The 25514-nt window shown below is 52.6% G+C and carries 21 protein-coding genes and 3 tRNA genes; 16 read left to right on the top strand and 8 right to left on the bottom strand.

The window, feature by feature from the left end; genetic code table 11:
- Positions 1-71 precede the first annotated feature (71 nt).
- The gene (locus ACQ0MK_RS13625) at positions 72-593 is read right to left on the bottom strand and encodes a glycine cleavage system protein R (protein WP_430473080.1); all 522 of its coding nucleotides are present in this window, start codon (positions 591-593) and stop codon (positions 72-74) included.
- A 264-nt stretch (positions 594-857) separates the two neighbouring features.
- Between ACQ0MK_RS13625 and ACQ0MK_RS13620 the strand changes: the two genes are divergently transcribed.
- Together ACQ0MK_RS13620 and ACQ0MK_RS13615 are read left to right on the top strand one after the other, a co-directional pair.
- Positions 858-1346, top strand: a complete 489-nt coding sequence (locus ACQ0MK_RS13620) for a fasciclin domain-containing protein (RefSeq protein ID WP_430473079.1) — start codon at positions 858-860, stop codon at positions 1344-1346.
- Positions 1347-1605: 259 nt separating this feature from the next.
- Positions 1606-2151: a YaeQ family protein gene (locus ACQ0MK_RS13615; protein WP_430473078.1), complete on the top strand. Its 546-nt coding sequence runs from the start codon at positions 1606-1608 to the stop codon at positions 2149-2151.
- A gap of 328 nt (positions 2152-2479) precedes the next feature.
- Here the strand turns inward: ACQ0MK_RS13615 and ACQ0MK_RS13610 are convergent.
- Both ACQ0MK_RS13610 and ACQ0MK_RS13605 read right to left on the bottom strand, forming a co-directional pair.
- Positions 2480-2556 (bottom strand) — tRNA-Arg (locus tag ACQ0MK_RS13610).
- Between the two features lie 55 nt (positions 2557-2611).
- Positions 2612-2688 (bottom strand) — tRNA-Arg (locus ACQ0MK_RS13605).
- 334 nt (positions 2689-3022) lie between these two features.
- On the opposite strand from ACQ0MK_RS13605, the gene ACQ0MK_RS13600 reads away from it, so the two are divergent.
- Together ACQ0MK_RS13600 and ACQ0MK_RS13595 are read left to right on the top strand one after the other, a co-directional pair.
- Positions 3023-4138, top strand: a complete 1116-nt coding sequence (locus tag ACQ0MK_RS13600) for a hypothetical protein (protein ID WP_430473077.1) — start codon at positions 3023-3025, stop codon at positions 4136-4138.
- Positions 4139-4301: 163 nt separating this feature from the next.
- Positions 4302-4616, top strand: coding sequence for a DUF4169 family protein (locus tag ACQ0MK_RS13595; RefSeq protein ID WP_430473076.1), 315 nt, complete (start codon positions 4302-4304; stop codon positions 4614-4616).
- Positions 4617-5074: 458 nt separating this feature from the next.
- On the opposite strand, the gene ACQ0MK_RS13590 is transcribed toward ACQ0MK_RS13595, so the two are convergent.
- The 3 genes from ACQ0MK_RS13590 to lipB form a co-directional block, all read right to left on the bottom strand.
- Positions 5075-5614: a hypothetical protein gene (locus tag ACQ0MK_RS13590; protein ID WP_350048790.1), complete on the bottom strand. Its 540-nt coding sequence runs from the start codon at positions 5612-5614 to the stop codon at positions 5075-5077.
- 299 nt (positions 5615-5913) lie between these two features.
- Entirely contained in the window at positions 5914-6915 is a 1002-nt protein-coding gene (locus ACQ0MK_RS13585) for a diguanylate cyclase (protein ID WP_430473075.1), read from the bottom strand.
- On the bottom strand, positions 6912-7574 hold the full coding sequence (gene lipB, locus ACQ0MK_RS13580; RefSeq protein WP_430473074.1) for a lipoyl(octanoyl) transferase LipB: 663 nt from the start codon (positions 7572-7574) through the stop codon (positions 6912-6914). Before lipB ends, ACQ0MK_RS13585 begins: the two co-directional genes overlap by 4 nt.
- A 127-nt stretch (positions 7575-7701) precedes the next feature.
- Here lipB and ACQ0MK_RS13575 point away from each other — a divergent pair.
- The 5 genes from ACQ0MK_RS13575 to mgtE all read left to right on the top strand — a co-directional run bounded on the left by ACQ0MK_RS13575 (position 7702) and on the right by mgtE (position 14265).
- Positions 7702-7788 (top strand) — tRNA-Leu (locus ACQ0MK_RS13575).
- Positions 7789-8022: 234 nt separating this feature from the next.
- Positions 8023-9225: an N-acyl amino acid synthase FeeM domain-containing protein gene (locus ACQ0MK_RS13570; protein ID WP_430473073.1), complete on the top strand. Its 1203-nt coding sequence runs from the start codon at positions 8023-8025 to the stop codon at positions 9223-9225.
- A complete protein-coding gene (locus tag ACQ0MK_RS13565; RefSeq protein ID WP_430473072.1) occupies positions 9222-10118 on the top strand; it encodes a class I SAM-dependent methyltransferase in 897 nt (298 codons plus the stop codon). Before ACQ0MK_RS13570 ends, ACQ0MK_RS13565 begins: the two co-directional genes overlap by 4 nt.
- A 295-nt stretch (positions 10119-10413) precedes the next feature.
- Complete coding sequence (locus tag ACQ0MK_RS13560; protein WP_430473071.1) at positions 10414-12705, top strand: NADP-dependent malic enzyme; 2292 nt, start codon at positions 10414-10416, stop codon at positions 12703-12705.
- 156 nt (positions 12706-12861) lie between these two features.
- Entirely contained in the window at positions 12862-14265 is a 1404-nt protein-coding gene (mgtE, locus tag ACQ0MK_RS13555; protein ID WP_430473070.1) for a magnesium transporter, read from the top strand.
- A gap of 138 nt (positions 14266-14403) precedes the next feature.
- Here mgtE and ACQ0MK_RS13550 read toward each other — a convergent pair whose 3' ends face one another.
- Positions 14404-17028, bottom strand: a complete 2625-nt coding sequence (locus ACQ0MK_RS13550; RefSeq protein ID WP_430473069.1) for a bifunctional diguanylate cyclase/phosphodiesterase — start codon at positions 17026-17028, stop codon at positions 14404-14406.
- 390 nt (positions 17029-17418) lie between these two features.
- Between ACQ0MK_RS13550 and ACQ0MK_RS13545 the strand changes: the two genes are divergently transcribed.
- Positions 17419-18807: a class I SAM-dependent RNA methyltransferase gene (locus tag ACQ0MK_RS13545; RefSeq protein WP_430473068.1), complete on the top strand. Its 1389-nt coding sequence runs from the start codon at positions 17419-17421 to the stop codon at positions 18805-18807.
- 260 nt (positions 18808-19067) lie between these two features.
- Positions 19068-20117, top strand: coding sequence for a hypothetical protein (locus tag ACQ0MK_RS13540; protein ID WP_430473067.1), 1050 nt, complete (start codon positions 19068-19070; stop codon positions 20115-20117).
- A 54-nt stretch (positions 20118-20171) separates the two neighbouring features.
- Here the strand turns inward: ACQ0MK_RS13540 and ACQ0MK_RS13535 are convergent, their stop codons facing one another.
- Positions 20172-20687, bottom strand: a complete 516-nt coding sequence (locus ACQ0MK_RS13535; protein WP_430473066.1) for an SH3 domain-containing protein — start codon at positions 20685-20687, stop codon at positions 20172-20174.
- A gap of 199 nt (positions 20688-20886) precedes the next feature.
- On the opposite strand from ACQ0MK_RS13535, the gene ACQ0MK_RS13530 reads away from it, so the two are divergent.
- From ACQ0MK_RS13530 to ACQ0MK_RS13510, 5 genes are all read left to right on the top strand, one after another.
- Positions 20887-21873: a 2-hydroxyacid dehydrogenase gene (locus ACQ0MK_RS13530; protein ID WP_430473065.1), complete on the top strand. Its 987-nt coding sequence runs from the start codon at positions 20887-20889 to the stop codon at positions 21871-21873.
- A gap of 150 nt (positions 21874-22023) precedes the next feature.
- Positions 22024-22428 (top strand): hypothetical protein, encoded by a 405-nt coding sequence (locus ACQ0MK_RS13525; protein ID WP_430473064.1) that lies wholly within the window; start codon positions 22024-22026, stop codon positions 22426-22428.
- A 112-nt stretch (positions 22429-22540) separates the two neighbouring features.
- Positions 22541-23227 carry a fumarylacetoacetate hydrolase family protein gene (locus tag ACQ0MK_RS13520; RefSeq protein ID WP_430473063.1) on the top strand — a complete coding sequence of 229 codons (687 nt, stop codon included), beginning with the start codon at positions 22541-22543 and terminating at the stop codon, positions 23225-23227.
- 76 nt (positions 23228-23303) lie between these two features.
- On the top strand, positions 23304-24101 hold the full coding sequence (xth, locus tag ACQ0MK_RS13515) for an exodeoxyribonuclease III (RefSeq protein WP_430473062.1): 798 nt from the start codon (positions 23304-23306) through the stop codon (positions 24099-24101).
- A gap of 184 nt (positions 24102-24285) precedes the next feature.
- Positions 24286-25125 carry a hypothetical protein gene (locus ACQ0MK_RS13510; protein ID WP_430473061.1) on the top strand — a complete coding sequence of 280 codons (840 nt, stop codon included), beginning with the start codon at positions 24286-24288 and terminating at the stop codon, positions 25123-25125.
- The last annotated feature ends 389 nt before the right edge of the window (positions 25126-25514 follow it).

Below are 25514 nucleotides of genomic sequence, written 5' to 3'. Positions count from 1 at the left end.
GCGGGGCCGGTCGTTTGTAGACCGCCAGCCGATCATAAAGTCGATGTCAGCCCGAAGACATCAAAGGTGTTTCAGAGTTCTTCAAACTTGAAAACGAGCCGCATGGAGCCTGCGGTATTGGCCAGTGTTGCCAGACAGTTGCTTGCCCGTTCCGGTGCGATGGCAACGGCAAAGCGTGTGGTGTAAATCCGGGCGTCTTTTTCGTCGGTTGCCGATGCGGCAAGGCGCACGATATTGGCATTATATTCGATGAAAATTTCCGAGAGACGTGCGATCAGGCCCGGTTGATCAATGCCGGAACATTCGATCATGTGGGTCGCGCCCGGTGCGGTGGTCAGTTCCGGGGCGGCGGCGATTTCCTCTACCCTGATATCGGCATTTTCCAAAGTCAGCTCGCGCAAGGCTGTTTCGCATTCTGAAACAGGGCTGCTGTCGGGCAATTCACAACTGGTTTCGAATTTTGCCATGCCATTCTGAATGGCAAAGGATGTTGGGCCGAGATTGGTGCCGATATCAAAAAGACGACCGCAAATTTCCGATACAAGGCCGACACGGTCAGAACAGGAAATGGTGATGCGCGCATTTGCATTCATTTGGACGGCTCCGTCAAAGGTCAGGTGTGAGATAGGCTGTCTTGTATATGTCGACCATATCATCACCGCCACACGACATGCAGTTATTATTGTGTGTGTACGGCTTTGCGGGCGCGCCTTTACGGTATGCCCTTGTTGGTGGATTATAGGCTGATGATCACAATCATATGATTGAACTGATCGCTTAGACTGCGCCGTAAGCACCATGACAGTGTGATTTGGAAAGAGACAATCCAACACAACAAACTTACAGGAGTTTGAGGCATGAGTGCGTTCAGAAAAACGATTATCGCAGCAGTGAGCGGTGCTGTTTTGACCTTCGGTGCGATGTCAGCAAAGGCTGCAGATATTGTCGATACTGCAGTATCGGCCGGTTCATTCAATACCCTTGTTGCTGCCGTGAAAGCGGCAGGATTGGTCGAGACGCTTAAGGGCGATGGCCCGTTTAGCGTATTCGCACCAACCGATGATGCCTTTGCCAAGCTGCCAGCCGGGACTGTTGAAGACCTCTTGAAGCCGGAAAACAAGGACAAACTTGTTGCGATTCTGACTTATCACGTTGTGCCGGGTAAAGTGATGGCCGCCGACATGTCCGGTAAGGAAATGATGGTCGAAAGTGTTCTGGGCGATACGATTGATGTGAATGCGATGAAGGGTGTGATGGTCGATGACGCCACCGTCATCCAAGCCGATATCATCGCTGATAACGGCGTTATCCATGTGATTGACACCGTGATCATGCCGGGCATGTAAGGTTTTCGAAAATTCAAGATGACGCAGCCCTGCGCGTTATCGTGCGGGGCTGTTTTCTGTGCGTGCGGAAATCGGGATTTAATGCGCACAATATTCAGAGATATGCCCGCTACTGCTCCTGCCTCTATTTCCGCGATACCTGCAATCTTGATGCGAGAATGCAGCAATCCGTCGCGGTTGATTAGGTGGTCCTGATAACTGCTTCCCAAAGCTCAACGGACGGGGTATGCAGCCTGATCTTTGAAAGTTGGGGAAGATTATGGCGCAAAAGGCCACCATATATAAAATTGAGTTGTCGGTTTCGGACATGGATCGCCATTATTATGAGACCCATAAACTTACCGTTGCCAAGCACCCGTCCGAAACCGATGAGCGGCTGATGGTGCGTGTCGTCGCCTTCGCTTTGAATGCCCATGAGCATTTGGAATTGACCAAAGGGCTGTCGACGGACGACGAACCCGACATCTGGCAGAAGACCCTGAGCGGTGAGATCGACGTGTGGGTTGCGCTTGGGCTTCCGAGTGAAAAGGTTCTGCGTCAGTCTTGCAGCAAAGCCGCGAAGGTCATTGTCTACCCCTACGGCGGCAGGGCTGCTGAAATGTGGTGGGACAAGTTAAAGAACGGCACCAACCGTTTCGATAATCTGCAGGTTATCAATTTCTCGGAGACCGACACAGCAGCATTGGCAAAGTTGGCCAGCCGCGCGATGAATCTCCAGATCAATATCCAGAACGGCGATGTGATGGTCAGCGTGAATGAGAGCGTCGTCTACGTCACACTCGACACATGGAAGGGCGCCGCATAGCTTGACGTCTCCTGATGCAATGCCAAGTCGAGTGGAAACCCGTCTCGTTCTCATTTGGGGATGGCAAAAGTAGCAGAGGCGTTAGCCGGTCGTGCTTTGTTCAAGCAGGTTTTGGCGCCTATTGTTGGTCTGATGATCATGATGTTTGGTCGGTGGTAAACGGTACGGCGACAATGGCAAAGGGTGCGTTTGGGGCCGTATATCGGGCAAGGCCGTGACAGGGGCACAATTTTGTACGCTGGAATACGGGCGGGGATGCTTCGGCGGGAAGAGGCGTCTGTGATGCTGAAAATGACAAAGGCCCGACGGGTAACGTCAGACCTTTGATTGGTGCGCCCGGAAGGATTCGAACCTCCGGCCCTCTGATTCGTAGTCAGATACTCTATCCAGCTGAGCTACGGGCGCATTTTATCGTATGTTAAATGGCAAGGGCTCGACGCGTAAACGTCGAGCCCTTGAATGGTGCGCCCGGAAGGATTCGAACCTCCGGCCCTCTGATTCGTAGTCAGATACTCTATCCAGCTGAGCTACGGGCGCATATCTTGTTTTCCGGCGGTTTGCTTGAGGAAGCTCCCCGTCGGCGGAGCGGAACTTATGCAAACGAGCAGGTCATTGCAAGTAGTAAATTTGAAAATCCGGCATTTTTTCGTAATGCGCGGTTTTTGGCGCCGCTAGCCTCTTGTTTTGCCCGGCTTTGTCCGGTTTGTCAGACTTATGGGCAAGACTCGGCAAAAAAGGGCAAATGCGTCTTGTTCCATAAGTGGTCGTAGACTAAGATGCATTCAATCCCGGGGGAACAGGGGCTTGTTTCACCACATAAAAAAGCAGGCCCAGGGAGATTCGCATATTTCTACTTAGGTAATAGATCGAAATGGCCGTTCGTAAAACCTACCTTGCCGTAATCGGCACCGCCCTGATGCTGGGGGGATGTTCTTTTTCTTCTGAGGCCCTTTGGCCGACGCTTGCTGGCGATGAAACGACCGAACAAAATATGGTCTCATCAGAGCCTGTTGGTGCCGACACCACCACCAGTTATCAGGTTGCAGCACATTCGCAGCCACTGACCGGTGTGTCTCAGACCGGAACCTTTGTTGGTTCCAAGGTTGAGAACATGCAGCAGGAATTGAACCGTCTTAAGACGGCTCTCAATGAGCATAACAACGAGCTGCAACAGCTTCGCGGACAGACAGTATCGCACTCGCAGGCCTATCACGGCACTGTGGCAGCGATCAGCGCACGTTTGCAGGTTGGCACAACGCCGGGTAACCCGGTTCTGGTGCAGCAGTGGAACACAGCACAGTCTGAACTTGACCGTGTGAATGATGACATTGCCGCACTGAACTCGCTGGCGAACAAAGTAGCTGCTGATAGCACGCTTTCGACCTTCTTGCTTGAGTCGGTCCGTTCCGCCTATCAGGTTTCCGGTGCCGTTGACGAAGATCATCGCCAGTTGGCTCTTCTTGAAGACGAAACGAACCGCACAACGGTTCTGATTGATCGTCTTCTGAACGAGATCAGCGAAGGTCTTGCCCGTCAGACATCGTATGTCAGCACGGAACGCGCAAATCTTAATGCGCTGGCTCTGGCTGTGAAAAACGGTGAAATCTTTGGCGATTCGCTTTCCAAGCGTGTTTTCCAGTCGCAGGCCGATCCGGCCGCAAACAGCCCGCGTATGGCAGCAGCCAGTGATCGCCCGCTTGTGGTGATCCGGTTTGATACGGCCAGCGTGAAATACGAGCAGGCGTTGTATAACGCGGTAAACCGTGTTCTGGAACGTCGCCCGCAGGCAAGCTTCGATGTGGTTGCGGTGACGCCCAATCGTGGCACCCCGGCGCAGGTTGCTCTGAATTCCAATAAATCCAAGCGCAACGCGCAGGCAGTTCTTCGGTCCTTGACCGATATGGGCATGCCAAGCACGCGTGTTCGTGCTTCTGATGCGACCAGCGCATCTGTCTCGGCCAACGAGGTGCACGTCTTCGTGCGCTAAGTCTGATCAGACAAAACGGATATTATGAACGGCTATGGCGGGTGCTTCGAGTAATCGAAGCGCCCGCTTGTTTTTTTGGCCTGCTTGTTTTTTGCGGATATTGCGCCAAATAAAACATGCGATCCGCGTCCGGGTCGGATGAGATGAGAACAAGAAGAGTGTCATGGGCGATCTGGTGAATTTGCGACAGGTACGCAAAAACAAGCAGCGCGATCAAAAGGCCAAGAAGGCCGACCAGAACCGTGCTCTACACGGTCGGACCCGTCATGAGCGCACACTTGTTGATGCCGAGCGCAAGCAGGCTGAAAAGCGGCTTGAAGGGCATCAGAGATCAACCGATGACGCGGAAACGCGTTCTGCAGAAATCCCGCCGGAGACGCCAAAGGCCGAGCCAAAATCAAAAGGTCCGGCGAAATCGGACAAGGACGAGAGCAACGTCGTTGTGATGTTCTCTTCTGACGGTCCGGAGAAGCCTTAGCAGTCTGTCGGTTCCTTGTGGATCGTGCCCATTGGTCACCCGATCGGGCCGTTATTTCTTTCCCTCTATATATGACATTGCGGTCGCATACGCCGGTTCTGAGGCGGGCGTTGATGTACGCCAGATCGCTGTGGGGCTTGTTTGAGGTTTGGCATGCGTACGGGTGCTGCAGATAGCGCCAAAGATGCGTCAGCAACCGTATGGACCCGTATTCAATGGTATTTGTCGTCAGGGGGCAGGGAGCCATCACCCGTGTCAGGAGCGCAGTGTCAGAGGCCTGATGCCAGCACTGCAAATCACACGGGCAGGAATGTGGCCGTTTCAATCAATGTTGTACGGCGCTACCGGCATCAAAGCCGGGAATTCAAATCACAGCACCTTGTTGGCAAGAATTCAAAACAGGTGCCGGTCACAAGTCGTCTTTACATCACATCACATCGCATTCAAGGATGTGTTGCCTAGTTTACAAGCGTTTCCGCTTCGCGCTTGCTTTGATCAAGGGCCTCATCCCATCCCATCAACCAGTCTTCGTGATCGCGTGAATCGGACGGGTAAGGATTTTCGGTCAGACGATGTTCCCCCAACCCGGCCGAGAAACCCGTACCATAAGCCGGATTTGGCAAATGGCGTTCATGCACAACAGGTGCGTTGGTTTCATAAATGCTGTTGCGGAAAGCCGGAAGTGAACACAACACGCCATCATCAATGCCCAACGGATAGGCCAGCATCATTGCCCTGCCAAGGGATGTGATAGAAAGTTCGTCCATCGGGGATGACTGGATCAAGCCCGCCATTTTGAGATGGGAAATGGCGCTGTCGATACGCCGCTGCAGGTCGGCATTGTCTTCGATGGCAATCTGGTTGCCATCATCGTCTGTGCAAAAAAGGGATAAAACACGGGTCAGCAACAAGCTGCGATCAAGGTTGGCATCTGCGCTGCGCAGCACCGTCAGCATCAAGGCGGGATCGCCAGGTGCAAAATCCATAGAACTGGACATTCAAGGGCCTCCGTTCAAGTAAGAACCGAATTCCCTCCCAAGTCGGCAGTCATTCTCTCTCATGGGCTAAAGCCCCGCTGCCTTTTATTATTATAGTTTGCAGATATGTTGCCAACTTGTGAAGACAAGATTGCAGTTTATAAGAATTTTTTGTTCATATCAGTGAACGAGGCCACATTTTCAGTCTAGTAAATTGAAAAGGCGGACAAATCGGTCCTGCTGTGTGGGGCTTAAAACCATCCGGGCTGCGCATCACTTTTTCGACACCGCATCGGGTTCAGGCACAGGTCGTCGGATGTCTATGTATCTTGCTTCTGTTTTTGGGGCGGCGGTTTGCCGTCGGGATTGCGCCATACTCGCACCCGGTTTCGCCCGCCTTCCTTGGCGGCATAAAGTGCCTTGTCAGCCTTTTCGATGATTTGTTCGACGCTGCGCGTTTTGGTCATCGGTGCTGCCCCGATGGAGGCGGTCACAGGAAGGATGGTGCCGTCGGTCAAGCTTGCCGGGGATGCTTCAATCACACGTCTTAGACGTTCTAGAACACGTGCACATTGCTTCATATCGGCATTGGGCAGGCATATCAGGAATTCTTCACCGCCATATCGGTACACCTTGTCGAACGGACGCACATGGGACTGGAGGATCCCGGCAATCGATTGCAAGACAACATCACCCGATTGGTGGCCATAGGTGTCGTTAACCGCCTTAAAGTGATCAAGATCGACCAGTGCGATGGCGGTCGGGACATTGGTTCGGATGGCGCGTTCGCGTTCGGAATTAAGATCACTCAGCATCGTCTGGCGATTATAGGTACCGGTTAACGGATCAACATCGGACCGCGCGGTGCGGAAGGCGCGTTCGAGGCGGCGCAATTGGGCAAAGAATGATTCAGCACGCAGTGACATCATGTCGAATTCTGCCGAATCGATGTCGCCATCAACTTCTTGGGCGGTCAAAAGCCGCTTTGCCGAATCGTGAAGTTGTTTATGTGTGGCGGCCAATGCGTGCATGGCGGGCTGATCAATCAGGCGGTTATGGCGATTAAGCTCATACCAGGCGCCAAAATCGCAATCATGATCGTCGTCGTCGGTGTCTTCCGGTGCCGACGCATATGGTAAGACGAGTTTCCGGTTCCAGCGCAGCAACAGAGAAACATGCTCGCCCAGTGCCTTTTCAAGTTCTGCAAGAATGTCGCGCTCGGCATCAGCCATCCCGCCATCCGCAACGCTTTCAGGCATTTCATGGCCCTTGCTGTTGCTTCTGGCCGGGGGGGCGTTGGCCGGTTGCGATTGGTCACTCATTCATCAGATCCGGGAAATATTTCACTAAAGGTCTGTTTTAACAGGCGATCAAGTTCTGCCATAGGAATATCGACTCCAAGGTCGGCAAGACTGGTCACGCCGTGTTCGGCAATGCCGCACGGCACGATTCCACCAAAATGCGACAGATCAGGCGCAAGATTGATGGCAATGCCATGAAATGTAACCCAGCGACGGACACGAACGCCAATGGCGGCAATTTTGTCTTCGCGACCATTGTCGCGCACGACCCAAATGCCGACCCGGCCATCGCGACGTTCACCTTTGACACCCAAAAGGGCGAGGGTGCGAATCACCCATTCTTCAAGGTTATGAACATAGACGCGGACGTCACGACCCCGATTCTTTAGGTCAAGCATCAGGTAAACCGTCCTCTGGCCCGGGCCGTGATAGGTATATTGGCCGCCGCGTCCGGCGTCATAGACGGGAAAGCGATCTGGATCGACGAGGTCTTCTTCGTGTGCGCTGGTGCCTGCGGTATAAAGCGGCGGATGTTCAAGAAACCAAACGAGTTCACTGGCTTCGCCAGCATGAATGGCCTCCGCACGAGCTTCCATTTCAGTCAGTGCCTCGGGATAAGGAACCAACTCGGAGGTGGTGCGCCACTCTGGGATTTGCACGGTAGGGGCGATGGAATGCATATTTCCTGACAAATAAATGAAATTAAGTGAAATGAGCCCTTGATCACGGCATACCAATTTGCTATCTCCCTTTCCGCGCCAAGGCAAGCCCACTTCTACACCTCAAGGGCTTTGCTGCAGACAATATGCGGTCGTGGCGGAATTGGTAGACGCGCAGCGTTGAGGTCGCTGTGGGCTAACCCCCGTGGAAGTTCGAGTCTTCTCGACCGCACCAAAAACGCCTCCTCTTTTTAAGAGGGGGCTTTTTTGATTCTGGGATGTATTTGCATCGAGCAGAGCAAAAAGTACAAATTTTGATGGAATAACCTGCGGTTATGTCTATTCTCGGCCACGTCTTAGTGTGCAGGCCGATATAAAAAAGTCCCATGCCCATTCAATTGGTGTCGTCATAGCCATTTGCGATTGCTCACGATAAGGCCTATCGGGATAGGGGCGTGAAAGCGTTGCGATGTCTATCAGAATAAAACTTGCCCAAACCGAACAAGAGCTGAACGATGTTTACCGGTTGCGTTATCAGGTCTATTCGGAGCTGGGGCGGTTTGCCGAAAAATATGATGATGCAATCGTCGATGTGTTCGACGCCATACCGTCGGTCGCCAACATAATCGCCTATAGCGATGATGTGCCAATCGCGACGATCCGGGTCAATCTGGATACCGCGCTGAAGCTGCCATCAGATCACACCTTTGACTTCACACCTTACCGAGAACGCGTTGCCGCAGAGGAACAAGAGGCCGGTCGAAACCAACCGGTCTTTGCCAGTGCAGGGATGCTTGCGATTGCAGCGGAATGGCGCAATCGTCGCAATGTATTTGCGGGACTTCTGCGGATGGCGGTTGATATCGGACACATGTTGGGGGTGACCCATATCGTTGCGACAGTAAACGATGAGACAGCGGGTATCTATGAACGGTTGGGGTGGGAGCGGTTGTCCCAACCCGTGCCCATGGGGGAACTTGGCGTCAATATATCGCCCTTTGCAACGCCGATGGCGCCGATGTATCGCTGGGCCTTTGGCATGTTCCGCGAGAAAAAAGACCTTCTGGAACAGTTCAGTGGGTGCTTTACCTGGTATCTGGTTGACAAGGGAAACAAAGTTTTTTGTCAGGGTGAACCAGGTGACGAAGCCTATCTGATCACCAAGGGTGGTATTGATATCAGCTGCTTCCATGAAGCTTCGGACAAAACGCTCTATCTGGCGAGACTGGGACCGGGCGACATGTTCGGCGAGCTTTCGTTGATTGACAGTTCCGAACGATCAGCAACGGCTGTTGCGAGCCGTAATACCGAACTGATTGTGATTAGTCGCGATGTGTTCTGGGAAAAAAGCTATGAGGACCCATCGCACCTGAAAGCTCTGATGCAGGTTCTGTCGGGCCGACTTCGGGACGCAAACAACCTGAGCATGATCTACGCCTATGCCTCCTTGGAGGAGCGTTTGCGCTATTTCGTCGAAAGGCTGCGCAAAACTGCGGTCGAGGATGTTCATAACCCCGATCTCTTGCGGTCCAAAATGACGGTGCAGGAATTTGCCGATATGTCGCACGCCTCGTTGGAGGAGGCCGAGCGTTTTCTTCAAAAGCTTCACGACGAAAACAAGCTGGAATATTCCAGATACCAGATCACCTTTTTTGAAGGCAGGGAATCTTGAAGGAAAACACCGCAAGCTCGACAGCCTATACGGTTTTGCAGGGGCTCATCTATATCGCGAAATGCACCGAGCACCGCTATCTGGTGTCCGATGAAATGTATCGTCTGGGGGAACAGGTTCTACTGGCATCCGATGAAGGCCGGAAACGGCTGGCAGAGCTGGACAAACCTGCGATCAGGATCAAAACCGGTATTCGCGAGTTCATCTTCCTGCCGGGAATTACCCTGCATTATATTTTGCGCAAGCGATGCATCGAAGAAAAAACACGTGAAGCAATTGCCGGCGGGGTGACGCAGGTGATCAGCCTTGGCGCGGGGTTTGACAGCCTTGCATATCGGTTGTCGTGCGAGTTTCCTGTTGTGAATTTCATTGAAATCGACCATCCCGATACCCAGAAGTTCAAGGAAAGTGCATTTGATCAGGCTGCTGATGTTCAGGCTGATCAGGCAAATTTATCTTATCTAAGTGTCGATTTTACCCACCAGAACATCGAAGACCGATTACACGGTTTTGCGGCGTTCGATGGCAGCCGTCCGACCCTTTTCATCAGTGAGGGGGTGACCATGTACCTGACGGAGGACGAGATAGCGCATATGTTTCAGTCCATACGTAATCTTAGTGGGGCGGGCACCAAGTTTCTTTTTACAGCACTTGAGCCGCGAGAAAGCCCGCACAACAACACACGGCTTGCATTGTTCCTGTATCTCAAACTGATTGGCGAGCCGATCAAATGGTCGATAGAGGCGCCGCGCCTGGGCGCATTTCTCGAAAAACAGGGATGTGTTTTGCATTCGATTGACGCGACAGAGGACTTCAAAAAGCGTTATCTGCGATCCGGCAGCCAGCCGCGTTTGCACCATGGCGAATATGTTGCAATGGCCGAATTTCAATAAGTGTCGGGTAACCGGTTTTTTCGGTTTAGGTCCTTCCCCATATATGCCTTACAATGGGTCACGCACGGCTTTTCGCCGGTATGTGGGCGACAGCGCAGTTGCGGTACAACTGATTGATTTATTGTGCGGTGCCGCGTTGAAAATTATGCAATGCAGCCCTTTGACAGAGAGTTACACTGAGTGCTTCAATCGCGGGGCAAACTCCTTTAGTCTGGGGCTCCCGCTAGAATGAATTATCAGGATTTAACCGATTTGTGGTTAATTAATGTAAATACCTGAAATTAAAGGTATTATGATGGCAAATAGAAATGACAAGCTGCGCGAAGCAGCTTTGGACTATCACCGGTATCCCACCCCGGGGAAATTGGCGGTAACGGCAACCACGACCCTTGCCAACCAGCGTGATCTTGCACTGGCCTATTCGCCGGGCGTTGCATTTGCATGCGAAGAAATCGTCAAAAACCCAGAAACCGCAGCAGATTATACCGCGCGTGCCAACTTGGTTGGTGTGATTTCCAACGGTACGGCTGTTCTTGGCCTTGGCCCGATTGGCCCGCTGGCGTCCAAGCCGGTGATGGAAGGCAAGGCGGTTCTGTTTAAGAAATTCGCCAATATTGACGTTTTCGATCTTGAAGTTGATGAAACCGACCCGCAGAAATTTATTGATATTGTTGCCGCGCTGGAGCCGACTTTTGGGGGTGTTAACCTAGAAGACATTAAGGCGCCGGAATGCTTCATCATCGAGAAGGCTTTGCGCGAACGCTGCAACATCCCGATTTTCCATGATGACCAGCATGGCACAGCCATTTGCGTTGCCGCTGCGGTCCTGAACGGTTTGCGCGTTACCGGCAAAGATATCAACAAGGTCCGCCTTGTGACATCGGGTGCCGGTGCGGCGGCATTGGCATGTTTGAACCTTTTGGTGTCCATGGGGCTGCCCAAACACAACATCACGGTCACGGATCGTTTTGGTGTGGTCTATAAGGGCCGCAAGGAAGAAATGGATCCGTGGAAAGACGGATATGCCATTGAAACCAACGCGCGCACCCTAAGTGATGTGATCGAAGGGGCTGATATTTTCCTGGGTCTTTCCGCACCAAACGTGATGGGCGAGGAAGAGCTTCGCAAGATGGGCGAAGGCCCGATCATTATGGCGTTGGCAAATCCGACCCCGGAAGTTTCGCCGGAACTGGTCAAGGAAATCCGCCCGGATGCGGTTATGGCAACCGGACGGACGGATTATCCCAATCAGGTCAATAACGTTCTGTGTTTCCCGTTCCTGTTCCGCGGGGCACTTGATGTTGGTGCGACCGAGATTAACGAGGAAATGAAAATCGCGGCCGTGAAGGCAATTGCCGATCTGGCAACGGCGGAAGTTTCTGACGTAGTTGCGACTGCCTATGGCGGAGAGGAGCTTAAATTCGGGCCGGAATATTTGATTCCGAAACCGTTTGATCCGCGATTGATGCTTGAAATCCCGCCCCGTGTGGCCAAGGCCGCAATGGATAGCGGTGTTGCAAAACGCCCGATTGAGGACTTTGAAGCGTATCGTCAGCAGTTGGAAGGCTTTGTCTTCCGCTCAGGGCTTGTGATGAAGCCGGTCTTTGATATGGCACGTGCGCACAAAAAGCGTGTGGTTTATCCAGAAGGCGAATCGCGTCGTGTTCTTCAGGCCTGTCAGGTGCTTGTTGATGACGGCATTTGCCATCCGGTCCTGATTGGGCGTCGTGAAGTAATCCTTGAACGGATTGCGGAGCTTAGCCTGCGTATTATACCAGACGAGCATGTCGAAATTCACGACCCCGATGACAATCCGCATTTCGAACAGGATTGGCAGGATTTCCATAACATCATGGGCCGTCGTGGGATTAACCCGGAATATGCCCGATCCATCGTGCGCACCCGTCCGACCGTGATCGCAGCCTTGATGCTACGCCGTGGTGAAGTTGATGCGATGCTGTGTGGCTGTCAGGGCGGTTTCCTGCGTCATCTGCGCTATGTTCGGAACCTTGTGGGCCTGCGCAAAGGTGTCAGCGACTTCTCGACCGTCAATATGATGATCATGAAGCAGGGGACGTTCTTCCTGACCGATACTTATGTGTCGGTTGATCCGACACCAGAGCATGTGGCCGAGACGACCATCATGGCCGCAGACGTGGTCAAGCGGTTTGGGATTACGCCAAAGGCTGCTTTGATTTCGCATTCGAATTTTGGCAGTCACGAAAACAAATCGGCCTGCAAAATGCGCGATGCACTTCAACTGATCAGAACGCAAGCACCTGATCTTGAGGTTGAAGGTGAAATGCATGCGGACGCGGCAATTTCGCAACCAATCCGCGATCGTATCTTCCCGCATTCGATGCTGAGCGGTTCGGCAAATCTTTTGGTCATGCCGACCCTTGACGCAGCCAACATCTCTTACAATCTGGTCAAGATGCTAGGGGATGGTTTGCCGGTTGGTCCTATTCTGGTCGGAGCTGCAAAGTCAGCCCACGTGGTTAGCCCATCCATTACTGTTCGTGGCATCGTCAACATGACGGCAATGGCCGTTGTTGATGCCGTTACGCGCAGTCAGGAAGACCAGTAAACACGATCTGTTATCGCACCCTTGACCAAGGGCATGCGATAGCGCAGAAACAGCCGTGCCGGGAAATTGATCCTCAACTTCCCGGCACGGCGTTTTATTGCGGCAAATTAATCTGATACGGAACGTATAAGCAGCATATCATTCAGGGAGGGGCATATGACAGGTCAAGTCGAAGAACTCGACCGTCCGGCGGAAACATCCACCGGCGATGAATATGTTGATCTTACGCCTGAATATGCCCGCGAAATTTTTGACGCGCTTGGCGGTGGCGAAGGAACGACGGCCTCCGAACTTCTGTCGGAATTGCACTTTGCCGATATTGCCGATTTGCTTGGCTGGGCAAGTCCCAATCAGCGTCAGCACCTTGTTGAACTTATCCGTCCTGACTTTGACCCGGAATTTCTGACCGAACTTGATGATGACCTGCGCGAAGAGGTCATCGGGCTTCTTGGCACCAATGTGGTGGCCGAAGCCATCGCAGAACTTGATTCCGATGATGTCGTCGAAGTCATCGAAGATTTTGACAAGGACGAGCAGCGCGAACTTCTGGGCGCGCTTTCCGATATCGAGCGTGCCCGGGTTGAAGAAGCCCTGTCATACCCGGAATATACCGCCGGTCGTATCATGCAGCGCGAGCTGGTGGCGATCCCGGATTACTGGTCGGTTGGTCAAACCATTGATTTCCTGCGTTCGGCAAAAAGTTTGCCGGATGATTTCTATGACATCATTGTCGTTGATCCACGCTATAGCCCGGTCGGCATTGTGCCCCTGTCACGTGTGATCCGCACCAACCGCCCGGTTCTGGTGCGTGATGTGATGGAATCAGATGAAATGCGCACGGTCGTTGTGACCGAAGAACAGGAAAATGTCGCCCATATTTTCCGTCAGCGCGATTTGATTTCAGCACCGGTTGTTGATGACAGTGGTCGTCTGGTCGGTGTGATCACGGTCGATGATGTCGTTGACGTTATCGATGAAGAATATGAAGAAGACATGATGCGTCTTGCCGGTGTCGGTGAGGAAGATGACCTATCAAGCGCAATCCTTGATACGACCCGATCACGGTTTACATGGTTGTTGGTTAATCTCGGCACAGCGATAATGGCATCCCTTGTGATCGGTCTGTTTTCAGGCACGATTGAGCAACTGGTTGCCTTGGCTGTTTTGATGCCGATTGTCGCATCGATGGGCGGCAATGCCGGAACCCAGACCCTGACCGTTGCCGTGCGCGCGATTGCAACCCGCGAATTGACCAGCACCAACGCATTGCGTGTTGTCCGTAAGGAAGTTGCCGTCTGTGGCCTGAACGGTGTCGCGTTTGCGGTGTTGGCAGGCGGGGTCACGTGGTTCTGGTTTGATGATCCGATGCTGGGCGTTGTGATCGGGATCGCCATGGTGATCAACCTGCTGTTTGCCGGGCTTTTCGGGGCGTTGATCCCGCTTGGGCTTGAACGGGCAGGGATCGATCCGGCCGTTTCGTCATCGGTCTTTCTAACCACGATTACCGACGTTGTCGGTTTCTTTGCATTCCTTGGATTGGCGGCAATTCTTTTGCTGTAACAGCGATTGGAACACGTTTTTCAAGGGGACTTTGATCGTGGTCGCGAAGCCAGACTGCGCATCATCAGGTGGCATTAAAAAGCCCCGCACCATAAATTGGGCGGGGCTTTTTCTATTGGGTCTTTCGCGGCAATCGCATCAACCGGAATCTTCATCCTGTGCCGGATTTTTAGATTCTGTTTTGCGGTCGGCTGTGCTTTGGCGAAGGAGGAGTTCAAACGTGTCAACCGCATCGCGTGGATGGGACAGAAGAAAGCCTTGCATCTCATCGCAATCAGCAGCCTGAAGGGCGGCCAGTTGTTCTTCGGTTTCAACGCCGACGGCCACAACTTTGCGGTTCAGGCTTTTACACAGTCGGATGGCAGGTTGCAGGATGCTGTTTTCAGGTTGCTCATCAAGGGCGACGTTAAACAGCGATTTTGACAGCTTGATGCGTTGAACCGGGAAACGTTTCAAATAGCGTAGCGACGTGTTGCCAGCCGCAAAGTGGTCAAGTGTCAGACCAATGCCGGCTTCGGCAAAGCGGTAGAATTGTCCGAGGGCGCGTTCAGGTTCGCGCATGGCAATGTCTTCAGATACTTCGATCTCGATCATGGTTGGATCGATTTCATATTCAGCGGTCAGATCAATGATGTTTTTGATCAGATCAGCCTGAATGAATTGTCGGCTTGAAACGTTCAGGGCAATCGGAACCTGAACATAGCCCTGATGTCGCCATTCGGCCAATTGTATGCAGACAGTTTCAATGATCCAGTGACCAAGCGGGGAGAGAAGGCCCGTACGATCCGCAACGGCAATGAAGTCAGGCGGAAGACGCCGTTTGCCACTGTCATCAATCCAGCGCAGCAGGGCTTCAAATCCGGTAAGCGCCCGGTCAGATGTCCGGTAGCGCGGCTGATATTCCAGAACGAAGCGTTTTTCATCCACAGCGCGGCGCAACTGGGTTTCCATCGACAGGCGCGCATGCATCACGTTGTTCATCGTCTCGACAAAGAAGCAATACGACGATTCTGCCGATTTCTGTGCGCGATACATGGCGGCATCGGCGTTGGCCAACAGTTGTGACGGGGCGCGCGCATCATTGGGATAAAGGGCGACCCCGACACTGACATGAAGGCGAATTTCTTCGTTGGTGGTGGTCTGGATGGGTTGGGACATTGCCTCGACCACGCGTTCGGCGACCAAGGCAGCACCTTCGGCCTCAGACAGATCCGTTGCGATGATTGCAAACATATCGCCCGAGAAACGCGCACAGGTATCTTTTTCGCGGACCGTCGCACGCAGGCGACCGGAAATGGTGCGCAGGGTTTCATCGCCGACATCTGCGCCAAATCGGTCATTGATCGCCCGGAAATTGTCGATGTCGACGACAAGGACCGACAGCAGTTTTTCATACCGCTTTGCGTGGGCAACGGCCTGATTTAGACGGTCTTCAAACAGGGCATGGTTGGGAAGCCCGGTCAGCGGATCATGGGTTGCCAGATAGCGCAGGCGGTTCACGGATGCGTTGGCCGCCGGGTTGTGATGAAGTGTGATATCGACGCAATCGGGATTGATCGTCGATGGTTTCATCGACAGATTGCACACGACATGAACGCCCTCGGCACTGCGGACAATCCATTCACGGCGGAGTTCTTCGTCACCGCGATTGATCGCAAGCAACATCTTTTCTTGCGATCTGCGGGATGCAGTTCCGTCCGACTGGAATTCAGGGGCCAGATTATAGAACCGGATAAATCCATAATCTTCTTCGCGCAGATCAAAGAATTCTGCCGTTTCGGGCGACATGGATTTCAAATGGCCATCAAGCTTCGTGATCGACAATGCCAGATCATTGATGTCGTCGCCGGCATTGATGTGATGAAGCGAGCGGCGTGCAGATGTTCGCTGCCGATTGGTCAGCATAAAGATCAGAATGGTAAACAGGACCGTGGCAATCGCCCCAAACAGCAATACCAATTCAGGGTTTATAGTGTGTTGGATTGCCAGTTTCGGGTCTGCAATGACGTCAACCTGCCATTGGCGCCCGACAATCTCGACCGAGACCGTCTGTTGTAATTCCTGCGCATCGCCTTCGCCGCGAATTTCAAACAGGACAGTATCACCTTCACGGACACGAACGGTGTAATCTGCAATATGTTCGCTATTGATAACCGCCGCGAGCATCGCGCGAATACGAAATGCCCCGTTGATCACGCCAATGATATCACCATCGCGGCCAAGAACGGGACTATAGGCTGCAAATCCACGCCCGCCCTGCAGCAATTCAAGTGTCGGGGTGATTTGCGTGCGGCGTTGATCCAGCGCGATATCAAGGACAGGTCCCGCAACCGGGTGGCGCTTTAAATCTGCCCCCATGGCCGGAACATTCCCCTTGATCGGGGCGACATATAAAATGATGTAGTTTGGCGAAATCCAGTTGATTGCCTGCAGGGCCGGGAACCGGCTTTGCAGCGGGGTGGCAATTGAAAGATATTCGCGTTCATTTTCCGGGGCGCCGTCTTGCCAATTGTCGGCAAAGCTTTCAAGGACAGCGAGATTGCTTGAAACAATCTGTTTGACCTGCTGGGCAACCGCTTCAGCGGTGATTCCCGCTGCGGACAGCTGGATGGTGCGGCGATTGTTTTCAACCATTTGCCAGACAAAGTATGTAACAGAGGCAAAGAAAAGAGCGGTCAGAAAACCAGCCATCAATGCCCGCTTTTTCAAGCGGGACGTCTGAACGGTTGTGTTCTCTTCTGCTTGTTGGTTCTCTTCTTCCATATCTCCCCCACTAAGTGACCCAACAGGCAGGTCCCGTCCGTCATGCATTGGCAAAATGCTTTGGTCGCATTATCACCGTTTCGCACCAGATCAATTTATGATGTCGTACAAATGATGACATGTCACGCAGATGACAAAGAATTCTAATGTCTTTTATGGTGTTATTCTTACACGACTTTAAGGGGTTGGTCGCGTTCAATTGCGGATTAATTTTCCTAGTATGGCGCAGTGACGCGGTGATTGGGCTGCATTTAAGAGGTGCGGTCGGGATATAAATCGTTGTTCGCCCCTGTTCGGAATGTCTTAACTGGTGTATCTGAGGCGAATATCTTGCAACTAGGCTAAGTTGCCTGAAAAATTGTGACGAAGATCACCCCCGAGAGAGAGTTTATGAAACATCATCCCCGCAATCCCCGTGCACGTGGGGGACGCAAGCGTCAACCATCCCGACGTGACCCGCTGATTGGTTTTGAAGCACCCGTAACAATCGAACAGATTGGTGCGCGCGGCGATGGTATTGCGCATGTCCAATCCCCGGATGGCAAGTCCGTTCTGGTTTATGTCGATTGCGTGCTGCCCGGAGATGATGTGCGTGTTGCCTTGCGCCAAAAGCGCGGTGATGGCTATGGCGCGGAAGTCGTCGAAGAAATTTCACGTACAGCGGCCTATAATTCGCCGCGTTGTTCGCATTTCAAGGAATGTGGTGGCTGTGCATTACAGCATATGGATGACGGGGCATATCGTATCTGGAAACGCGATAAGGCCAAGGTCGCCGTGCAGCGCACGGGACTGTCCGCCGACGAGGCGGAAGAACTGGTCGCAGAGGTCGAAGTTTCCCCGCCGGCCAGCCGCCGTCGCGCAGGATTCTCGGTCCATGTTGGTGAAACCGGCGTCTATGTCGGGTTTCATGGGCGGTTCAGTCCTACGGTTTTGAATGTGCCTGATTGTGCCGTTCTGCGCCCGGAATTGATGACCTTCCGCGAAGCATTTGTCGGATTCCTGAAATCCTGCCCGGTCGATGATGCCCGGCATATCAAGGAAGTGTTTGTGACACTGGCCGATAACGGCCTTGATATCCTGATCGAGGCCAGTAACGAGCCGGATCTGGATATGCGTCAGGAACTGGCCGTCTTTGTCGATGCGCAAAATATTGCCCGGTTAAGCTGGAAAGTTGGTGATCGCCCGGAAGAACCAGTTGCCGCCCGCCATATCCCGCTTGTGAAATTCGAATCCATTGATGTGCCGGTTGCACCGGGTGGGTTTTTGCAGGCAACCCAGGAAGGTGAGCATGCACTTGTATCGGCGGTGAAATCGGCCCTTGCTGATATTGCGCCAAAACAGGTTGCCGATCTGTTTTGTGGTATCGGAAGCTTTACCTTTGCACTGGCACTTTCGGGCAAACGCCGGACGGTGACCGCTGTTGAAAGCGATCCGCGCGCGGTCGAACGCCTGCAATATGCCGCAGGTCAATCGGGAAGCCCGATCAAGGTGGTTAAACGTGATCTGTTCCGACAGCCCCTGACCGGGGATGAATTGACGCATTTTGATCTTGTGTTGTTTGATCCCCCACGTGCCGGGGCCTTGGCCCAGTGCGAGGCATTGGCGGCAACCGGGCCGGAATGGATTTTGGCCGTGTCGTGCAACCCGGCGACCTTTACCCGCGATATCCGCGTGCTGCGGAATGGCGGATACAAGATTGAAAAGGTTGTGCCTGTCGATCAGTTCTTATGGTCTTCGCATCTTGAATTGTTTGCCGTATTGCGCCGCGCCCAAGATTAAATCTTGCCCGATTCGCATGGGGTTTTTGGCAAATTTGGGCGGCACGTCATCGGATTGACGCCCCGATTGGGCACATTTACGTGATATCGCGCCCCGATTGTGTATTAGCGCTTAATATTTTAACTTTGATACATTATACTATCGGTTGGTATTTCCGCCGGACACCAGGATGGTCAGACGGATAAGGGTTTTGAACAATATCAATCCCTTTGTCTGTGCAGCATGTAGTTGCCTTGCCGGCTTGTTTGTGCGGAAAAGCAATGGACCCACTGGGTAGTCAGCTTACAATCTACACCAACACTGCGCGTGCGATTGCACCGCAGAACAGGTTGATTGTGCCTGATGAGAACCCGTTCTCCGCCAATACCAGCAGTTCAGACCGTAATAGCGATACGCATCGCAATGCCAATTACACGACAACACAACTGCGTGGATCGCTTGGCGATGCCAGTGATCTTTTAACGCAGGCATCCGATGATTTGTCGCGGATCGGTGATGCGCTTGACGAGATCGATGCGCTGGTTCAAATCGCAGAGGAAAGCAGCACCCTTTCCCGTCAGCAACGTGCACAGCTGAATGCCCAGATCGAAGATTACCTGACCGTGATCGACGATATTTCGGCCAATAGCAGCTATGAAAGCACGAACCTTCTTGCCGAAGATCAGACCATCACGTTGCAAGTCGGGTCTGGAACATCTTCGGAAAACCGGGTTGATGCCGAGCTGTTTGCATCCTCATCCGAGGATTTGGCGAGCGGATTGTCATCGATTGATCTTTCGGATGATGCGGGCGTTGTAAATGCGCGGGCCTTGGTTGATGAAGCCCAAGAATCCCTTCGTGATCGCGAAATTTCTATTTCGGCTGACCTTGTCAGTGTCGCGACAGCACAAGATCAACATCGTGTCTCGCAAGTTGCCAGTGACAATATATTACAGGCGCAGTTAGCCGCAGCAGAACCATCCGCGAACCAGGCGTCTCAGGATCGCATTTCGGAAAACCTTCAGGCTTATTTGGGTGGGATTTCATCGCAGTTGGCAAGTCAGACGGTAACGGTGGGTGGCTTTAGCCTGCCGGAACCGCGACCTGATCCGGTTCCTGAACCGAACGATACGCCGGTCTATGATCCGAATGCCGAGGACGGGGATGAGTTTGCTCAGGACTTCTTTGGCACGTCTTCCGGGCGGGAAACCACCAGCCAGCCGTTTAATACTCCGGCCTTTGGTGGATATGATCGCGGTGGGAACGGGACGCCAGGTGGCGGCAGTAGTGCCCCTGAACGTCAAACCAGAAGCGTCTCGGTTGACGCCTAACTCTCTTTCGGCTGGTTTTGCAGTGGTTAGGGATATGAGCGTGGTTTTTGCGAATTATCCTTCGACATTTTCGCCGTCATAAATTCCCCAGAAACCATGACGCGGCGCCCATCCTTCAAAATCACCAAATCGCAGTTGGCACCAGTTCAGGTTTACCGGGCAATCTTCAATACTGCCGATCACACTGGCCGATACCATGGCGATCTTACGGGCGTTTTCATCAGCGGCGGAATAGAGCAGAATACTTTCATCGGTGACGATCACGTGCCGCGATCCCACCAGAAGACTTTGATGAACCCAGCCTTCGCTGCCTTCCCAATCGCGAACCTTGCGCCAGGTATCAAATTCCGAAACCACTTCCATGGGCATGTTGCGACGGTGATATATCCAAACCTTGGGATAACGAAGCCCGGGGCCAGAGCGCAAAAAGACTTTATCTGACCGCAGTGCGACAAAACGCGGAATCGGCAGGCCGGATTCTTGCGCGCTGGCGACAATAGGCGTGGTCAGGCTGCCAAGAATTGCCAAAGCCATCAAGCGATACAGAAAAGTGCGAAAAATTCGCGGCATCTTGTTGGTATTCCCTCGTTTATTCTGCCTGTCAAAGCTTGGCAACAATACGTCATCGCGTAATAAAATTACAAAAATGGTGTCAAAATCCTTGCTTTTGTACCTTTTTGCATGGCATCACTGCGATGCGGCAGGGCACAAAAGTGCAACATGCCTCATTTTGTCAGAAAAGAGTTAAAAGACCGCATAGGATCGGCAGATGACCAAGAAAAAACCACTTGTCGTCGTAACCCGGAAACTGCCGGAAGCGATCGAAACCCGCATGATGGAATTGTTTGACGCGCGTCTGAATATCGATGATGCGCCAATGAGCAAGGCGGACCTTATCAATGCGGTCAAAGAGGCCGATGTTCTTGTGCCGACAGTGACGGACAGGATCGATGCGGCTGTGCTTGCCCATGCGGGGCCGAACTTGCGTTTGATTGCCAATTTCGGGACGGGGGTTGACCATGTCGATCTTCAAACAGCCCGATCACGCGGCATTACCGTGACCAACACGCCCGATGTTTTGACAGAAGATACAGCCGACATGACCATGGCGCTGATCTTGTCAGTATCGCGCCGTCTGGCCGAAGGCGAACGGGTTATTCGCAAAGGCGATTGGGGCGGATGGGGCCCGACTTTGATGTTGGGGCACCGTATCTGGGGCAAGCGTCTTGGTATTGTTGGTATGGGACGTATTGGCAGTGCGTTGGCGCGTCGCGCCAAAGGTTTTGGGTTGTCTGTGCATTACCATAACCGCCGCCGTGTGCATCCGGAAGCCGAAGCAGAGCTTGATGCAACCTATTGGGAAAGTCTTGATCAAATGCTCGCGCATGTCGATGTGGTGTCGGTCAATTGCCCGCATACCCCGGCGACCTATCATCTATTGTCCGCACGTCGTCTGAAGCTGATGCAGCCGCATGCGATCCTGGTCAATACAGCGCGGGGTGAAATCGTTGACGAACCTGCACTGACCCGCATGTTGGCTAATGGCGAGATTGCCGGTGCGGGGTTGGATGTGTTTGAACATGAACCGGCGGTGAACCCGAAATTGCTTGATCTTCAAAATGCGGTTTTGTTGCCGCATATGGGATCGGCGACGATTGAGGGGCGCGTTGATATGGGCGAGAAGGTCCTGATCAATATAAAAACCTTTGTCGATGGGCATACACCACCAGACCGGGTGATTGAAGGGCTGCTCTAATACAGCCGTCCCGACAAATTCCAAAAGGGTGATACCAGCGGTGTCACCCTTTTTTTGTTTCATACTCCCCAAATGCGGATGGTGCAGGAAACCCGTTACGGGCATTTTCCCGGCGAACAAACCACTGTTGCGACTTGGGAAGGCCCGTCCATGTTCCATCGCGGAAATGTGCAACCAGTTTTAACTGATTTCGACAATGTGCCTTTTCATGGCATCGCATCGTCCCTGAGTACGCGCGAAGTGTTGCTAGAAGGACCATGTGTGGTGTCCGGGGTGCAAAATCTGAATGCTGAAGAATTGATTTTTGTTCTGTCAGGCAGCGTCGAAATCTGTGATGCAGATGGCGACAGTCTTGCCTGCGAGGACAGTTGCATTTTGATCAAACCCCGTCAGCGCTATCATCTTCATATCACCTCAGAGGGCGAAGCAAAGCTGCTGACGATGACTGTTCCGGCTTTCTGGGATGCCAGACAGATCGAAGATGCAAAAGCCGGTTTCAAAGACAGGATCCTTAACTGGCTGGGATCTGATAACCGTGATCCTGACAGTTCCTGACAGTTCCTGACAGTTCCTGACAGTAGATCAGGGATAAACAGCTTTCGGCATTTCCTTTTGCGTGTGGCTTGGCTATCAGTAATGCCAACAATTCCTGACACAGGGGGCCACCATGGGCATGATTTTCCAGCCTGCCGACGTAACGACCGTTCCGGTCCAAGATTCCGATCAGCTTTTTCCGGTTAACCGCATTTTTTGCATCGGTAAAAACTATGCCGATCATGTGCGTGAAATGGGATCGGACCCATCCGATACACCGCCATGTGTCTTCATGAAACCGACCAACTGCCTTGTCGTTGGTAATGGGGATTTGCCATACCCGTCTGCCACCGACGATCTGCATTACGAAGGTGAATTGGTTGTTGCCTTGTCCAAAGGTGGCAAGGATCTTGATCGGGATGCGGTCGAAGATGCGATCTTTGGCTATGCCGCGGGTCTTGATATGACGCGCCGTGATGTTCAGGCAGACCTAAAAGAGCGCCGCCTTCCATGGGATATGGCCAAGTCTTTTGATGGCTGTGCCGCCATTTCGGCAATCAAACCGAAATCAGATGCCGGTAATCCGCATGCGACCAATCTGAAATTGTCGGTCAACGGGACGGTCCGTCAGGACGACACAACCGCCAAGATGATCTGGCCGATTGTCGATGCCTTGGTGCATCTTTCAACCCTGATTGAACTGAAACCCGGTGATCTTTTGTTTACCGGCACGCCAGAAGGTGTTGGTCAGGTGGTGCGCGGTGACCGGATGGATGTCGTGATTGCCGATGTCGCAGACCTGTCGGTGACATTGAAATAACTCGACTGTTTGCTGAAAATTCACGGGATCGCGGGTCAGGAGCCCACCCCCGAAAAAAATTGAAACGGAGCCCGTTTTGAAAATCGTAAGTTGGAATATCAATTCCGTCCGTCTGCGTATCGAGCAGGTCGTCAAATTTCTTGACGAACAGCAGCCAGATGCGCTGTGCCTGCAGGAACTGAAATGCCCGGATGAACATTTCCCCCACAAAGCGTTCGAAGCGGCAGGCTATGTTCATCGCCACAATCACGGTATGAAAAGCTATAACGGGGTGGCGATTATTTCGCGCCTGCCGTTTGTTGAAACCGATATCAAAAATTTCTGTGGCAAGGACGATCGCCGTCATTGCATGGCAAAGTTTGAAAACGGTGTTGAATTGCACAATTTCTATATCCCGGCAGGCGGGGATGAACCCGATCCGGCGATCAATGAGAAATTTGCCCATAAGCTGTCCTTCCTTGATGAAATGACAAGTTGGTGGACGGACCGTCGCGCCAGTGAGCCGGATCGCAAAGCGGTTCTGGTGGGGGATTTCAATATTGCCCCGTCGGAAAATGATGTTTGGTCGCATAAAAAGCTTCTGCGGGTTGTAAGCCACACCGCGATTGAGATCGAAATTCTGGAAAAATTCCGTCAGACCGGTGATTTCATCGATGCGGTCCGCGAAGTTGTCCCGGAACCGGAAAAACTGTTTAGCTGGTGGAGCTACCGTTCGCGTGACTGGCGTGCAAGCAACAAGGGCCGCCGGTTGGATCATGTCTGGATGACGCCGAATATGGCGGGCACAGTGCGCACTGCATCTGTCTATGATCTTGCCCGTGATTGGGAAAAGCCATCTGACCACGCACCAGTGGTGGTTGAGTTTAATCTTTGATCTGATGGTCTTTGAATGATGTTAAAAACAGCGGGCCCGGGAAACCTAGTCCGCTGTTTTGTCATGGAAAAGAACTTGATTATCCGACCGATCAGCGCAAATCTTTTGGTTGAAGACTGCCGAATATGTGCCCATGTTGTGAATGTCGCACTGTTTCAGTGGAAAATTATGCAGGATACGGGCAATGAAAAAGATACTGATTGGTTTGGCTGCGATCATTGTGTTGGTCGTCGGTGGCCTTGTGTACGTTTATGTCAATCTGGACAATATCGTTAAAAGCACGATTGAAGAAGCGGGCACACGCGTGACATTGGCTGATGTCACAGTCGAAGGTGTTACAATCGACACAACGCAAGATACAGCAAGCATTACTGGTCTGGTGGTTGGTAACCCTGACGGGTTTAATACCGACTATGCTTTTTCGTTGGGGAATATCTCGGTCCGGCTTGATGGATCGACCCTGACCAGTGATACCATCCGGATTATCGAAGTTATCGTTGATGCGCCAAGTGTTACCTATGAACTGGGTAATGGGTCGTCAAATATCGCAACCATTCAGCGTAATGTTGAAAGCTTTGTGCAGCGTGTGTCCGGCCCGACAGGGGCCGGTGGTGCGGAAGGCGGCGATAGTGCGGAATCCGAAGACGCAGCGTCGGGGACCAAAATCATCATTGATAATGTCTATGTCCGGAACGGCGATGTTGGTGTTTCTGCAGGCTTCCTGCAGGGCAAAAAACTTTCGGCAAGCTTGCCTGAAATCCATCTTCAGGATGTTGGCAAAGAAGAAGGTGGCGCAACACCGGCCGAAGTTGCGGGTGAAATTCTGACCGCAATCAACGCATCTGTCTTCAAGGCTGTTTCGACCCTGAATGTTGATGGCTTGATGCAGGGCGTTGGTGATCTAGGCAAAGGTGTCGCCGGTGCGGTTGGTGCCGTTGGTGGTGCCGGCGGTACGAAGCTGAAAGATGGCGCGGATGCACTTGGTGGTGCCGTGAAAGGCCTGTTTGGTGGGTCTTCGGACTGATCTATCGCGCAGGTTCTTGAGTGACCGATAAGCTTTGGCCTGATGAGGGATGCCTCATCAGGCCATTTTGGTCTTTGAAGGGATTTATCCATTTGCGCGGGTTTGCGGGATGCTCGTAAACCCCTGGTCAAGGGTGCGCGCGCAGGTAGCCGGATGTGAGGGGATTATGAATTTTCTCTATCCCACTGCTTTTTTTCATGAATTTGACTTCTATATATCTGTGGATAGGGTTAAGTATATCCTTGAACCATGTTGTCTTGGGGTGTTTGGATTGTGGTGTTTATCCATGGTCAAAATTCGGGGTCATGTCTGATGGATCAGATTGACTGTAAGAACGGCATGGAAGATGGACAGGCGCAAATGACCTGTCAGATGGATATGGCAAGATA

This window comes from Thalassospira lucentensis (assembly GCF_050516545.1).
In the GTDB taxonomy this organism is placed as follows: domain Bacteria; phylum Pseudomonadota; class Alphaproteobacteria; order Rhodospirillales; family Thalassospiraceae; genus Thalassospira; species Thalassospira lucentensis_C.
This window is presented reverse-complemented; position numbering and strand designations above follow the sequence as displayed.

Bases quoted from the DNA above. Each gene is read 5' to 3' on its own strand.
- ACQ0MK_RS13590 (WP_350048790.1), bottom strand. From the start codon at position 5,614: ATGTCCAGTTCTATGGATTTTGCACCTGGCGATCCCGCCTTGATGCTG.
- ACQ0MK_RS13550 (WP_430473069.1), bottom strand. From the start codon at position 17,028: ATGGAAGAAGAGAACCAACAAGCAGAAGAGAACACAACCGTTCAGACG.
- ACQ0MK_RS13530 (WP_430473065.1), top strand. From the start codon at position 20,887: ATGACCAAGAAAAAACCACTTGTCGTCGTAACCCGGAAACTGCCGGAA.
- mgtE (WP_430473070.1), top strand. From the start codon at position 12,862: ATGACAGGTCAAGTCGAAGAACTCGACCGTCCGGCGGAAACATCCACC.
- lipB (WP_430473074.1), bottom strand. From the start codon at position 7,574: ATGCATTCCATCGCCCCTACCGTGCAAATCCCAGAGTGGCGCACCACC.
- ACQ0MK_RS13520 (WP_430473063.1), top strand. From the start codon at position 22,541: ATGGGCATGATTTTCCAGCCTGCCGACGTAACGACCGTTCCGGTCCAA.
- ACQ0MK_RS13615 (WP_430473078.1), top strand. From the start codon at position 1,606: ATGGCGCAAAAGGCCACCATATATAAAATTGAGTTGTCGGTTTCGGAC.
- ACQ0MK_RS13585 (WP_430473075.1), bottom strand. From the start codon at position 6,915: ATGAGTGACCAATCGCAACCGGCCAACGCCCCCCCGGCCAGAAGCAAC.
- ACQ0MK_RS13595 (WP_430473076.1), top strand. From the start codon at position 4,302: ATGGGCGATCTGGTGAATTTGCGACAGGTACGCAAAAACAAGCAGCGC.
- ACQ0MK_RS13540 (WP_430473067.1), top strand. From the start codon at position 19,068: ATGGACCCACTGGGTAGTCAGCTTACAATCTACACCAACACTGCGCGT.
- ACQ0MK_RS13570 (WP_430473073.1), top strand. From the start codon at position 8,023: ATGTCTATCAGAATAAAACTTGCCCAAACCGAACAAGAGCTGAACGAT.
- ACQ0MK_RS13535 (WP_430473066.1), bottom strand. From the start codon at position 20,687: ATGCCGCGAATTTTTCGCACTTTTCTGTATCGCTTGATGGCTTTGGCA.
- ACQ0MK_RS13525 (WP_430473064.1), top strand. From the start codon at position 22,024: ATGTTCCATCGCGGAAATGTGCAACCAGTTTTAACTGATTTCGACAAT.
- ACQ0MK_RS13625 (WP_430473080.1), bottom strand. From the start codon at position 593: ATGAATGCAAATGCGCGCATCACCATTTCCTGTTCTGACCGTGTCGGC.
- ACQ0MK_RS13560 (WP_430473071.1), top strand. From the start codon at position 10,414: ATGGCAAATAGAAATGACAAGCTGCGCGAAGCAGCTTTGGACTATCAC.
- ACQ0MK_RS13620 (WP_430473079.1), top strand. From the start codon at position 858: ATGAGTGCGTTCAGAAAAACGATTATCGCAGCAGTGAGCGGTGCTGTT.
- ACQ0MK_RS13510 (WP_430473061.1), top strand. From the start codon at position 24,286: ATGAAAAAGATACTGATTGGTTTGGCTGCGATCATTGTGTTGGTCGTC.
- ACQ0MK_RS13600 (WP_430473077.1), top strand. From the start codon at position 3,023: ATGGCCGTTCGTAAAACCTACCTTGCCGTAATCGGCACCGCCCTGATG.
- ACQ0MK_RS13545 (WP_430473068.1), top strand. From the start codon at position 17,419: ATGAAACATCATCCCCGCAATCCCCGTGCACGTGGGGGACGCAAGCGT.